Origin of the sequence: Pseudomonas sp. BP11-1-1 (genome assembly GCF_052112105.1) — a bacterium.
GTDB classification, from domain to species: domain Bacteria; phylum Pseudomonadota; class Gammaproteobacteria; order Pseudomonadales; family Pseudomonadaceae; genus Aquipseudomonas; species Aquipseudomonas alvandae.
This window is the reverse complement of record NZ_JAUTYU010000001.1, coordinates 444,603-456,782: the sequence shown is the minus strand read 5'-3', so window position 1 is coordinate 456,782 and position 12,180 is coordinate 444,603. Positions and strand designations below refer to the sequence as shown.

Sequence of the window (12,180 nt, the reverse complement as noted above, 5' to 3'; positions counted from 1 at the left end):
TCCTCGACTTAAAGACCAACGGCCATGGCTTTGTCGATCAGCCAGTTCAGGCTTGGGCCACGATCGCTGACGACTTCCACCGGACGGCCGGCCAGCGCGCTGTCGAGGGCTTCGTCAGGTTGGATCAGCACACGGATGTCGGAGGACAGGTCGGCACTTTTCAGGCTGGTGCTGCTGACAATCTTGCCGGTGCGGGTGGTGTCTTCGCCGGCAACCTGGAAGCTGACCGGGGTGCCTGGACGCACGTCGCCGAACTGGCGATAGGAGAAGCGTGCCTCAACGTTGGCCTCGGTGCCCCGTGGTACCAGTTGGAAGATCACGTCACCCTTGCTCGCGTACTGGCCGTTGGAGACCAGTTGCTGGGTGACGATGCAATCGCATGGCGACGTCAGGGTGCCGGTCATCTGCTTGCCGAACAATTCCTCGACCTTGGCTGGTTGCAGTTGGTTGTCGTCCAGGTGGCCCTTGAGCACGTCGAGCATGCTGGTGCTGAAGGTCGCCAGCGGGGCACCCTTGGCGGCTACGCCGTCGGCCTTGACGAGGCTCTGCACGGTGCCGTCGCGCGGCATGGTGATGGCCATGCCCGGTACGTTGACGATGCCGGCCTGCGCGTGGCTGACGAAGTACATGCCGTACACCGACTTGAAGATGAAACCGAACGCCGCCAGGCCAACGACGAATACGCCCAGGCTGAAGGTCACGGCGCGCAGGCGACCGAAGGCGGTCATGCCACCGTTGTCATCTTTCTGCTTGCGGGCCTTGGTGAAGTTGTCGCGCTGCAGGGTCGCCAGCACATCGCCGACGCCGACGATGTCGCCGGCCAGGTGCGAGGTGATGATGTGACGCAGTGTCGAGATGTCCCGCGGCTCCAGGTTCTGGAACTGGCAGCCGGTGCGGCCGGTCTGGCGGTCGTAGGAACGGATCTGCAATTCGACGTCCATGGCCAGGCCGAGGTTGTCGATCACGAACTGCAGGCGAGCCTTGTAGGTCTCGCCAACCTTGAGCGGCAGTTGGCCGGCGTTGAAGCACAGGCCGCCGGCCGACAGGTCCAGGACCTTGACTTCCATGGGCGTACGGTCAGGGCCGAAGAAACGCAACTTGGCCGGGATTTTGACCCGGGCGTGTTGGCGTTGGGCTTCGGATTCATGCACTACGTTGACATTCACGGCGGTGTTCATAGGGGCGATTTCCTAGTTAATTCATTCAAGTCCGGTCAGACCATCGTCAGCAGCACGGCGACAAAGATGCTGCCGGCGGAGAAGGTCATGGTCCGAGACGACCAAGTGTTGAACCAACGTTGAAAGCTGGCGAGATCACGGGTCAGGTGGGTGGGCTGGCGGGTCCAGGACTGTTGATCAAGGCGGAAGAACACGTAGATCTTCACCAGGGCACCGACGATCTGGTTGTAATAGAGAATCGCCGGGTAGGCCGGGCCGATCCGGTGTCCGGAGCACGACAGCAGCAAGGTCAGGATCAACCGCGTGATGCCGATCCACAGCAGGTACACCAGGATGAACGCGGTGCCGTACTTGAAGCTGGCGATGATCGCCACGGTCAGGCCCAGCAGCGACGTCCACATCGATACACGCTGGTCGAACAGCACCACCGAAGTGAACAGGCCCAGACGCCGCAGACCCAGGCCCAAGGCCCGGGAGTTCTGCCGCAGGTTGTTGCCGTACCAACGGAACATCAACTTGCGACTCGCCTTGATGAAGCTCTTTTCCGGTGGGTGCTCGACCGTATTGATCGCCGCATCCGGCACGTAGAAGGTGTCGTAGCCCAGGCGCATCAGGCTGAACCAGCTCGATTTGTCGTCGCCGGTGAGGAATTTGAAGCGGCCCAGGCGCCAGTGTTGCAGCGAGTCGCTTTCCACGTCGGCGATGAAGTCCGGGTTGGTGACGACGGTCGCGCGGAACACCGACATGCGTCCGGTCATGGTCAGGACGCGCTTGGACAACGCCATCGAGCACATGTTGATGTGGCGTTGGGCGAAGCGCAGCTTGTGCCACTCGCTCATGATGTAGCCGCCGCGCACTTCGCAGAACTCGTTGGTGGTCAGGCCGCCGACGTTGCCGAACAGCTGGAACCACGGCACGGTCTTGCGCACCACGCCCTCGGCGAGGACGGTGTCGCCATCGATCACCGCGACCACTGCGCGATCGTCCGGCAGGTGGCGGGAGATGGCGCGGAAGCCGTAGGCCAGGCCGTCGCGCTTGCCGGTGCCGGGGATGCGCACGAAGTCCAGCTTGACGTGCTCCGGCGGGTTCATGCGGGCCCAGAGGCTCTTGACCAGCAGTTCATCGGACATTTCCACGATGGAGCAGACCACGGTGGTCGGCAGCCCGCACTCAATGGCTTCGCGAATCACCGAGCCGTAGACCTGGGCGGTGGTCAGCGCGTCGATGCGGAAACTGGTGACCATCAGGTACACGTGGGACGGGTCCGCCGCCTTGCCCAGCTTGCGTACCTTGCGGCGCAGGTGTGGGTAGACGATGTACAGGAAGATCATGCCGCGCACGAAATGCGTCGCGCCCATGGAGTAACGCCAGATGCCCACGGCGCCGATCAGGAAGATGAAATCCTTGGATTCGGAGTCGAACGTGGACGTGGGCAGCGCCATGGCGATGCCCATCAGTAAACTCAAGTAAAACAGCCAACCGGCGGCCTGAAGCAGGCCGTGCTTTAGCCTGTGCATAATCTGCATCCGTCTCTATCTCGGGCGGGCCTTGTGGGCGGCCCGATGGGTTAAGGCAGGCGAAAGGCCGGCCAGGGCGAGCCCCGGCCGGCTAACAGACTTACCAGCAGATGCCTTCGGTCCGGCCACTCGGGGAGGTGGCCTTGGACATGAAACCAACCAGGTCGATGACCTGCTTGCCTTCCGGTACGTTCTCGGTCAGCGCACGGAACTTCTCGTCGCGGTTGCCGAGAATGATGATGTCGGAGCTGTCGATCACCGCGTCGAAGTCGGAGTTGAGCAAGGACGAGACGTGAGGAATCTTCGACTCGATGTAATCCTTGTTCGCACCGTGGACACGGGCGTATTCGACGTTGCTGTCGTAGATGCGCAGGTCATAGCCCTTGCCGATCAGCATTTCCGCCAGTTCTACCAGTGGGCTTTCACGCAGGTCGTCGGTACCGGCCTTGAAGCTCAGGCCCAGCAGGGCGACTTTGCGCTTGTCGTGGCTGGAGACGATGTCGAAAGCGTTCTGCACCTGGGATTCGTTGCTGCGCATCAGCGAGTTGAGCAGCGGCGCTTCCACGTCCAAGGAGCTTGCGCGGTAGGTCAGGGCGCGCACGTCTTTAGGCAGGCAGGAGCCACCGAAGGCGAAGCCTGGGCGCATGTAGTACTGCGACAGGTTCAGGGCCTTGTCCTGGCAGACCACGTCCATCACTTCGCGACCATCGACGCCGACGGCCTTGGCAATGTTGCCGATCTCGTTGGCGAAGGTGACCTTGGTGGCGTGCCACACGTTGCAGGTGTACTTGATCATCTCGGCAACGGCGATGTCCTTGCGGATGATCGGTGCGTCGAGCTCTTCGTACAGCGATTGCAGGACGTCGCCCGAGGCGGTGTCGAACTCGCCGATGACGGTCATTGGCGGCTGGTCGTAGTCCTTGATCGCGGTACTTTCACGCAGGAACTCCGGGTTGACCGCGACGCCGAAATCGACGCCGGCTTTCTTGCCGGAGCAGTCTTCGAGGATCGGGATGACCACATTGGCCACGGTGCCTGGCAGTACGGTACTGCGCACCACGATGGTGTGGCGGGTGGTCTTGTCGCGCAGGACAAAACCGATCTCGCGGCACACGGCTTCGATGTAGTTCAGTTCCAGGTCGCCATTCTTCTTACTTGGCGTGCCAACGCAAATCATCGACAGGTCAGTATCGCGAATGGCTTCGGCGAAGTTGGTAGTGCCGCGCAGCCGACCCGTTTGAATGCCCTGCGCCAACAGCTCGCCAAGACCCGGTTCAACGATCGGAGACTTACCAGCATTGATCATGTCGATCTTGTCTTTGGCGACATCTACGCCAACTACATCATGGCCCCGTGCAGACAGGCAACCGGCACATACTGCACCGACGTAACCCAAACCAAATATGCTAATGCGCATCGCATTTACCTCTGTTTTCACGCCATTAAATGGCCGGAGTTAATAGTGTTCAGCGGTCATCGTGCACTCGGAAGTGTGGAAATGCAGGCGCCACAGTGCCGTGTGCAGGCATACAAAGTTCCGAGTGTCTAAATAAGTGCACTCAAGTTGTGCGCAAAGCGGCCTAGTTGTTATGACCTGCCCTGTTATGCAGCCAGTCCTCGTTGGCGGGACGCTCGTGCAAAAGATCTTTCACTTCAGACTCCTGGCAAAAAGCCCACAAAATCAGAAGGTTGGGTGCTCGGGTGAGCACGTTAATAGGGGCGCAGCCTTGGCCTTGTAGGGGATAGTAATGGTGCGTTATCTCCCGTCCTTTAAGGGTGGATCCAATAAGACGACCGTTTCGCTAAGTTGTCGTTACAACTCCGTTACTTCGGACGACGTGCCTTGTAAGTTATCTCGTACACGCTCGGCGAGAATCGTTACGGGTGGTATGAGCCGTGCAATTTCACATAGTTCCGATCCGCTCATCGTGATTTTCGAAATTTTTCGAAATATTTGCCTAGATGGCACTGCTCTCATATTGATAGCACCACCGATTTCGCCCTTTAGTTTCGGGGAGTTAAAGGGGGTAGATAGTTTTGTGCCAGTACTGAAGAAAAAAATCGGTGCCACTACGGAAAAATCTGACATTTGTCGAGTGAAAGAAAAGTTAGCGCGGGGAGTGTTTGTTTTGTTGACGCCAAGAAAGTGGCGAATAGGGCGGGGAAGTTGGATGACAAATTCGGCTTTGATCGAGGCCCCTTATCGGGGCCCGGAAATGACGCTGCGTTATTGCGGGGCGTGGTCGCGCAGGAAAACCAGCTTGTCTGAAGAAGATTGCTCGGCGCTGTAGCGATACCCCTGCACATCAAATTGCTTGAGTGCCGTTGGATCGTTGATGCGTTGTTCAATGACAAACCGGCTCATCAAGCCTCGGGCTTTTTTTGCGTAGAAACTGATGATCTTGTACTGGCCATTCTTGAGGTCCTTGAACTCGGTATCGATGATGCGGGCCTTCAGTGCGCTGCGTTTGACTGCGCTGAAGTATTCATTGGAGGCCAGGTTCAACAACAGGTCGTCGCCCTGGTCGGCCAGCGCCTCGTTCAGCCATTCACTGATGCGGATGCCCCAGAAGGCGTACAGGTCCTTGCCCCGGGCGTTGGCCAACTTGGTGCCCATCTCCAGGCGATACGGCTGCATCAGGTCCAGCGGGCGCAGCAGGCCGTAAAGGCCCGAGAGCATGCGCAAGTGTTGTTGCGCATAGTCGAAGTCGGCTTCACCAAGGCTTTGTGCGTCGAGGCCGGTATAAACGTCGCCCTTGAACGCCAGCAGCGCCTGCTTGGCGTTGGCCGGGGTGAACGCCGGGGTCCAGCTGCCGAACCGCGCGGCATTGAGGCCGCCGATCTTGTCGGAAACGTGCATCAATTCACTGATCTGGGCAGGCGAGAGTTCACGCAATTGCTCGACCAACTCCTGGGAATGATCCAGGTATTGGGGCAGGGTGAAGCGCTCGGTAGCCGGCGGTGTTTCGAAGTCGAGGGTCTTGGCGGGGGAAATCACCATCAGCATGCAAACGTCTCCTTTAAGGGTGCGGCGATTCTAGGGGGTTGTCGGGGTGGACTCCAGCTATTGGGGTGATAGGGGATGGATGGTGAGGCGCGAATTGCCGAGTTTTGTGTGGCGAGGGGATTTAGCGAAACGTCGCACCGCCCCGCTGGGGTGCGAAGCAGCCCTGAAAAATCTACAGCCTGGTGGAACTGATTGGTTGCACCTTTGTTGGGGCTGCTGCGCAGCCCAGCGGGGATAAATCCCCTCGCCACAGCAAGCTCCCTCGCCACAGAGGCTTATTCGCCAGTTTGCGAAGAGGTGCCACACCAGGATCAGCTATCATGCCGCGCGGGTTTCGTTATGGAGACATCCCTTTTGCGTATCGTCCTTCTACTGTCGGTGTGGTTGTTGAGTTTCGGTGCCATCGCCGCGCCCAATGACGTCGCCACCCTGGACCGCAGCACCTGGCCCGAGCAGCTCACCAACCCGACGCTGTTCGATGTGGCCTCCCGGGCCGAGGTGCTGATGTTTGCCCGGGTGTTGCTGGACACCGATGCCATGGACGAAATCGCCCTCAAGCAATACCTGGGGCTGCGCACGGTCAACATGGCGGCGGTCAATGCCCTGCGCGCGCGGCTGTGGCAGCGATTGCTGTCCAGCTACAACTTTGCCCAGCGAAGCTGCGAACTGGACGCGTCGTTCTGCTATCTGGTGGAAAACATGGCGACCTTGCGGGAAGAGGCGGGCAGGTTTCAGCTCGACGACAACTCGTATTACATCAAGTGGGCCGAGCCAAGCCGGATCTTCCACACCCGGTATCGGGACGAACTGCTGCGCAAGGCGGCGCTGTTTCCCCAGGTCACCAGCGAAATCGAGCGTTTCGGCGATTACGAGCGCAACGGCGAGCAGATGAATGACCGGCTGTTCCTGTTGACCTTCGACAGCGGGGCCAACGTCGCGCCGGACAACACGCCGTGGCTGACAGATTACCTGCGCAAGTCGAACATGAGCGGGACGTTCTTCGTGTTGGGCAAGGACATCCAGGCGCGCCTCGCGGATCGCTCGGTCAATGATCTCCAGACGGTCTATTCCGGGCAGTGCGTCGGTGTGCAGGGTTGGGAGTTTCGTTCCCACAGTTACTGGCAGGATTGGCAGGACTCGGTGCGGCGCAGTGTCGACCTGGTCAAGGGCAAGCTGCCGGAGAATTTCGTGCCGCTGTTCCGTCCGCCCCAGGGGCAGCGCCGGGGTGACGCGCAGTCGTTCTTCCGGAACCAGGGCCTGCAAGTGGCGCTGTGGGATATCGATCCCCAGGACAGCACCAACCGCCTCAAGCCCGAGCAGAGTGCCCAGCGTGTGCTGACCCTGATGCTGTTGTGGCGTCACGGCGTAATCAATTTCAACGCCAAGCAGGATGCGGTCAAAACGGCTATGCCGTGGCTCATCGCGCAAACAGCGCAAAGCGGGATCGGTTGGGAAGATTGCCAGGACGCGTTTCGCTGAATGCGAAAGGCCTGTAAACGTTGGGCTGGAGGTAAATTCGATCGGGCTTTCATGGCGACCGGACTTCCGACTTTAACGGTGCAGCAACGGTACGCCAAGGGTTATTCGTCACTCTGAAAAATAAACTTCAAAAAACCGTCAAAGTGCTTTTTCCTGTCATGTGTTTTGGAGTATCAAGAAGACAGACCGCCGAAACCTGCAACACAGGTGGCGTCTTCCAAGACCCAGTTTGTGTGCAGTTCACCCGAATCGTCGCGGGTGAATTCGGTGGCTACCTCGAGGCGCAGCACTGTCACGGTATTGCGTCGAATGGCCCCCACAAAGGTGACCGAGTATGGATGACCACGGACGTAGCCCTTCCTCCAACCAGCCAATCCTGTATGTACTCGATACCAACGTATTGATCCACGATCCAAACGCGCTGCTGAATTTCGAAGAACACCACGTTGCCCTGCCGATGACCGTCCTTGAGGAGCTGGACAAGCTCAAGAGTGGCCATCACAGCGTAGCGGCCGAATGTCGCCAGGCGATCCGCCTGATCGACAAGACCCTGGGTGACGCTTCTCCCGAAGACGTCGAGCTGGGCGTACCGATCCAGCGCGGCAAAAGCGGTCCCAAGGGCCTGCTTTCAATCCTGATGAGCAAGCGCACCGAACCCAACCTGGTGCTGCCTGAACACCTGAACGACAACATCATCATCAACCAGTTGATCGACCTGCACGCGCGCAACAAGGATCAAGCCGTGGTGCTGGTGACCAAAGACATCAACATGCGCCTCAAGGCCCGCGCCTGCGGGATCGCGGCGGAGGACTACAGCACCGACCAACTGGTCGACGACGTGTCGCTGCTGCCCAACGGCTATCACACCATGACCGGCTCCTTCTGGGACCGCGTGAGCAAGGTCGAAACCCGCCAGGACCATGGTCGCACCTGGCACCAGGTGCAACTGATCGACAACCTGCCGGCGGTGCACATCAACGAATTCATCATCGACGAACAAGGCTTCGTCGGCTGGATCAAGGAAATCCAGGTCGACAAACTGCTGATCCTCGATTTGCATCAGGAACCGTTGCTGCACCAGGAGGCGTGGGGCCTCAAGCCTCGGGACATCTACCAGAGCCTGGCGCTGTTCGCCCTGCTCGATCCGGATATCCACCTGGTCAACCTGTCCGGCGCCGCCGGTTCCGGCAAGACCATCCTGGCCCTGGCCGCCGCCATCGAACAGACCATGGTCAGCAAGCGCTACCGGCGCATCATCGCCACCCGCAGCGTGCAGGGCCTCGATCAGGAGATCGGCTTCCTGCCCGGCACCGAAGCGGAAAAAATGGAGCCGTGGCTGGGTGCGATTACCGACAACCTCGAAGCGTTGCACATGGACGACGAGAGTACCCATGGCAGCGTCGACTACATCCTCAGCAAAGTGCCGTTGCAGTTCAAATCCCTCAACTACATCCGGGGCCGCAGCTTCCAGCAGAGCCTGATCCTGATCGACGAATGCCAGAACCTGACCCCGCACCAGATGAAAACCATCATCACCCGTGCCGGCGCCGGTTCCAAAGTGGTGTGCCTGGGCAACCTGGCACAGATCGACACCCCTTACCTGTCCGCGACCAGCTCCGGGCTGACCTACCTGACCGAACGCTTCAAGGATTTCCCCAACGGGGTCCACATCACCCTGCAAGGCGTACCGCGCTCGATCCTGGCCGAATACGCTGAATCCCACCTGTAACCCGAGCCAAGCCGGGCGACCACAAGTCGCCTGGTTTTTTTATGGCGATACGAAACCTCCTGTGGGAGCGAGCTTGCTCGCGATAGCGGTGTATCAGATAAAAATAAGTACCTGACCCACTGTCATCGCGAGCAAGCTCGCTCCCACAAGGGTTTTGCAGTGACTTCAGAATCCAAAATGGAAGCAGGTGCGACAATCAGCCCTGCCGGAATCTGACCCACGGGTTTACAATCGACGCTCCTGATCAGGAGTAACCCTGTGCTGACTCATCTCGATTCCCAAGGTCGCGCCAACATGGTCGACGTGACCGACAAGGCCGTGACGTTCCGTGAAGCCACGGCTGAAGCTTTTGTGCGCATGTTGCCCGATACCCTGCAAATGATCGTCAGCGGCGGCCATCCCAAGGGCGATGTGTTCGCCGTTGCGCGCATTGCCGGTATCCAGGCGGCGAAGAAAACCAGCGACCTGATTCCGCTCTGCCATCCGCTGATGCTCACCAGCGTCAAGGTCGAGCTCAATGCCGAAGGTGAGGACCGGGTACGCATCGTTGCCCGTTGCAAGTTGTCGGGCCAGACCGGTGTGGAAATGGAAGCGCTCACCGCCGCCAGCGTCGCCGCGCTGACGATCTACGACATGTGCAAGGCCGTGGACCGTGGCATGACCATCGAAGGCGTGCGGGTGCTGGAAAAGCTCGGCGGCAAGAGCGGCCATTTCCAGGCGGATGCCTCATGAAAATCACCGTGAAATTTTTTGCTCGCTATCGTGAAGCGCTTGGCGTGGACTCGGTCAAGGTGGAGGGCGATTTTGCGACGGTCAACGATGTCCGTGCGTTGCTCGCGCAGCGTGACGGCGCCGAAGTGCTCACCGAGCAAAACCTGATGTGCGCACGCAACGAAGACCTGTGCCAACTCGACGAGCCTTTGGCCGACGGCGATGAAGTCGCGTTCTTCCCGACTGTGACAGGAGGCTGAGCCATGGCGATTCGGGTGCAGGCCGAGCCGTTCGATCCCGGGACCGAAGTCAACGCGATGCACGCGGCGAATGTCGGCGTGGGAGCGGTGGTGAGTTTTGTTGGCTACGTGCGCGACTTCAATGACGGCCTCGATGTGTCCGGGATGTTCCTGGAGCATTACCCGGGCATGACCGAGAAGGCCCTGGGCAAGATCGCCATCGAGGCCGAACAGCGCTGGCCATTGCTCAAGCTCGAGGTGTTGCATCGCATTGGTGCCCTGGAACCGGGGGAGCCAATCGTTTTTGTCGGTGCTGCCAGCGCCCATCGCCAGGCAGCGTTCGACGCCTGCGCCTTTGTCATGGACTACCTCAAGACGCGTGCGCCGTTCTGGAAAAAGGAAAACACCGTCGATGGCCCGCGCTGGGTGGAAGGGCGGGACAGTGATCATGCGGCGGCGGATCGCTGGAAGCAGTAGGTAATCTGTTGTTTTTTCGCAAGGCATAAGTCGCTATCGCGAGCAAGCTCGCTCCCACACTGGATCTTTGTTGTACACAGGTCCCTTGTGGGAGCGGGCTTGCTCGCGGAGGGGCCGCCAGCCTCCCATCACTTTCCCCTGTTTCTCCAATTGACGATATGTACATTAAAGTCCAGTATGGATTTATAAGTACAAATTGAGCCACGCCTATTTTTTCTCTGCCAAACCAACAACAATCCGCGAGAGAACGTCCATGAAGAAATTTCCCCTCATCACCGGCCTGGCCTTGAGCCTGTTGGCCTCCAGCACTCTGTTTGCTGCCGATAAAACCTTGCGCATCGGCATCGAGGCGGCTTATCCACCGTTTGCCTCCAAGACTTCGGAAGGCAAGATCGAAGGTTTCGACTACGACATCGGCAACGCCTTGTGCGCGCAGATGCAGGTCAAGTGTGAGTGGATCGAGGGTGAGTTCGACGGGCTGATCCCGTCCCTCAAGGTGAAGAAGATCGACCTGGCGCTGTCGTCCATGACCATCACCGAAGAGCGCAAGAAGTCGGTGGATTTCACCCACAAGTACTATTTCACTTCGTCGCGGCTGGTGATGAAGGAAGGCGCCGTAGTCGATGACCAGTACGCCAGCCTCAAGGGCAAGACCGTGGGCGTGCAGCGCGCTACCACCACGGATCGTTTCGCCACGGAAGTCTTCGAGCCCAAAGGCGTGACGGTCAAGCGCTACAGCAATAACGAAGAAATCTACATGGACCTGGCGTCGGGGCGCCTGGACGCGATTTTTGCAGACACCATCCCGCTGGAAGACTTCCTGTCGATGCCTCGTGGCAAGGGCTACGCGTTTGTCGGGCCGGAGCTCAAGGATCCGAAATACGTCGGTGAGGGCGCCGGGATCGCGGTGCGCAAGGGCAATACTCAATTGGTGGCGGATTTGAACAAGGCCATCGATGGGATTCGGGCCAATGGCGAGTACCAGAAGATCCAGGCCAAGTATTTCAAGTCGGATATCTACGGCGACTGATTAATCATCTTCGCGAGCAAGCCCGCTCCCACAGTGGCTCTTCGTTATACACAATGTTTGTGTCCGACACAGATCCCCTGTGGGAGCGAGCTTGCTCGCGATGAGGTCAGGCCAGGCAACAAAACCTCAGCCCTTCAATTCCTTCAAATGCTTGTACACCGTCGCCCGCCCCATGTTCAGCACATTGGCCACATAGTTGGACGCGCTCTTGCCCTTGAACGCGCCTTCGGCGTGCAGCGCCAGCACCAGTTCGCGTTTGTGGTCGCGGGTCAGCAGGTTCAGGCTCAATTGACGCTCGCGCATCCAGGCGTGGAGGAAGGTGTTGATCCGCTCCTGCCAATCATCGCGAAACAGCGAGTCGGGCTGCGCAATCAATTTGTTCGGTGACAGGAACAGGTCCAGCGCCGCCTTGGCGTTTTCGAACAGCGAAATGTTCAGGTTGATGCACAAGACTGCCAATGGGTGGCCCTTGGCGTCTCGCAGCACGCTGCTGAGACTGCGGATCTTTTGCCCGTCCCAATTCAACTTCTCGTAAGGCCCGATGTTTCGTTCGCTGACGTCTTCGCTGAGCATGTCTTCCAGGGATGAGTCATCGCCAATTTCGCGCTTGGACAGGTTGTTGGCGATGTAATCGACCCGTTGCGTGCGCAGGTCATGCAGCACCACTTCGGCGTGGGGGTAGAAAAGCGTGGCGATGGCATCGGCGATGGTGCGGAAGTTATCCAGCGCCGGATCGGCTAGCGGGGCATTCATGACAGACTCCAGGCGGTCAGCGCCCCGTGGAGCAGGGGCGCGAGGGAGTGTGCCGCAATC

11 protein-coding genes are annotated in these 12,180 nt (G+C 59.2%); 6 read left to right on the top strand and 5 right to left on the bottom strand.

Annotation, left to right across the window (positions count from 1 at the left end):
* Nucleotides 1-8: 8 nt before the first annotated feature.
* The 4 genes from Q7C33_RS02030 to yaaA form a co-directional block, all read right to left on the bottom strand.
* The gene (locus Q7C33_RS02030; protein WP_030139649.1) at nucleotides 9-1,178 is read right to left on the bottom strand and encodes an alginate biosynthesis protein Alg44; all 1,170 of its coding nucleotides are present in this window, start codon (nucleotides 1,176-1,178) and stop codon (nucleotides 9-11) included.
* A 35-nt stretch (nucleotides 1,179-1,213) separates the two neighbouring features.
* Nucleotides 1,214-2,695: a mannuronan synthase gene (gene alg8, locus Q7C33_RS02025; protein ID WP_407682753.1), complete on the bottom strand. Its 1,482-nt coding sequence runs from the start codon at nucleotides 2,693-2,695 to the stop codon at nucleotides 1,214-1,216.
* 100 nt (nucleotides 2,696-2,795) lie between these two features.
* Nucleotides 2,796-4,112: a nucleotide sugar dehydrogenase gene (locus Q7C33_RS02020; protein WP_030139647.1), complete on the bottom strand. Its 1,317-nt coding sequence runs from the start codon at nucleotides 4,110-4,112 to the stop codon at nucleotides 2,796-2,798.
* A gap of 810 nt (nucleotides 4,113-4,922) precedes the next feature.
* Nucleotides 4,923-5,702: a peroxide stress protein YaaA gene (gene yaaA / locus Q7C33_RS02015; RefSeq protein ID WP_030139646.1), complete on the bottom strand. Its 780-nt coding sequence runs from the start codon at nucleotides 5,700-5,702 to the stop codon at nucleotides 4,923-4,925.
* A 354-nt stretch (nucleotides 5,703-6,056) separates the two neighbouring features.
* On the opposite strand from yaaA, the gene Q7C33_RS02010 reads away from it, so the two are divergent.
* The 6 genes from Q7C33_RS02010 to Q7C33_RS01985 all read left to right on the top strand — a co-directional run bounded on the left by Q7C33_RS02010 (nucleotide 6,057) and on the right by Q7C33_RS01985 (nucleotide 11,367).
* On the top strand, nucleotides 6,057-7,181 hold the full coding sequence (locus Q7C33_RS02010; RefSeq protein ID WP_030139645.1) for a polysaccharide deacetylase family protein: 1,125 nt from the start codon (nucleotides 6,057-6,059) through the stop codon (nucleotides 7,179-7,181).
* A 334-nt stretch (nucleotides 7,182-7,515) separates the two neighbouring features.
* The gene (locus Q7C33_RS02005) at nucleotides 7,516-8,910 is read left to right on the top strand and encodes a PhoH family protein (RefSeq protein WP_030139644.1); all 1,395 of its coding nucleotides are present in this window, start codon (nucleotides 7,516-7,518) and stop codon (nucleotides 8,908-8,910) included.
* Between the two features lie 258 nt (nucleotides 8,911-9,168).
* Nucleotides 9,169-9,642, top strand: coding sequence for a cyclic pyranopterin monophosphate synthase MoaC (gene moaC / locus Q7C33_RS02000; protein WP_030139643.1), 474 nt, complete (start codon nucleotides 9,169-9,171; stop codon nucleotides 9,640-9,642).
* A complete protein-coding gene (gene moaD, locus Q7C33_RS01995; RefSeq protein ID WP_030139642.1) occupies nucleotides 9,639-9,881 on the top strand; it encodes a molybdopterin converting factor subunit 1 in 243 nt (80 codons plus the stop codon). Before moaC ends, moaD begins: the two co-directional genes overlap by 4 nt.
* Before the next feature lie 3 nt (nucleotides 9,882-9,884).
* Complete coding sequence (gene moaE / locus Q7C33_RS01990; RefSeq protein WP_030139641.1) at nucleotides 9,885-10,337, top strand: molybdopterin synthase catalytic subunit MoaE; 453 nt, start codon at nucleotides 9,885-9,887, stop codon at nucleotides 10,335-10,337.
* A gap of 253 nt (nucleotides 10,338-10,590) precedes the next feature.
* On the top strand, nucleotides 10,591-11,367 hold the full coding sequence (locus tag Q7C33_RS01985) for an ABC transporter substrate-binding protein (RefSeq protein WP_030139640.1): 777 nt from the start codon (nucleotides 10,591-10,593) through the stop codon (nucleotides 11,365-11,367).
* Nucleotides 11,368-11,493: 126 nt separating this feature from the next.
* Here the strand turns inward: Q7C33_RS01985 and Q7C33_RS01980 are convergent, their stop codons facing one another.
* Nucleotides 11,494-12,120, bottom strand: coding sequence for a helix-turn-helix transcriptional regulator (locus Q7C33_RS01980; RefSeq protein ID WP_407682752.1), 627 nt, complete (start codon nucleotides 12,118-12,120; stop codon nucleotides 11,494-11,496).
* Nucleotides 12,121-12,180 lie beyond the last annotated feature (60 nt).

Excerpts from the sequence above, each read along its gene's own strand:
- Q7C33_RS02030 (WP_030139649.1), bottom strand. The coding sequence starts at position 1,178 with ATGAACACCGCCGTGAATGTCAACGTAGTGCATGAATCCGAAGCCCAA.
- alg8 (WP_407682753.1), bottom strand. The coding sequence starts at position 2,695 with ATGCACAGGCTAAAGCACGGCCTGCTTCAGGCCGCCGGTTGGCTGTTT.
- Q7C33_RS02020 (WP_030139647.1), bottom strand. The coding sequence starts at position 4,112 with ATGCGCATTAGCATATTTGGTTTGGGTTACGTCGGTGCAGTATGTGCC.
- yaaA (WP_030139646.1), bottom strand. The coding sequence starts at position 5,702 with ATGCTGATGGTGATTTCCCCCGCCAAGACCCTCGACTTCGAAACACCG.
- Q7C33_RS02005 (WP_030139644.1), top strand. The coding sequence starts at position 7,516 with ATGGATGACCACGGACGTAGCCCTTCCTCCAACCAGCCAATCCTGTAT.
- moaD (WP_030139642.1), top strand. The coding sequence starts at position 9,639 with ATGAAAATCACCGTGAAATTTTTTGCTCGCTATCGTGAAGCGCTTGGC.
- moaE (WP_030139641.1), top strand. The coding sequence starts at position 9,885 with ATGGCGATTCGGGTGCAGGCCGAGCCGTTCGATCCCGGGACCGAAGTC.
- Q7C33_RS01985 (WP_030139640.1), top strand. The coding sequence starts at position 10,591 with ATGAAGAAATTTCCCCTCATCACCGGCCTGGCCTTGAGCCTGTTGGCC.
- Q7C33_RS01980 (WP_407682752.1), bottom strand. The coding sequence starts at position 12,120 with ATGAATGCCCCGCTAGCCGATCCGGCGCTGGATAACTTCCGCACCATC.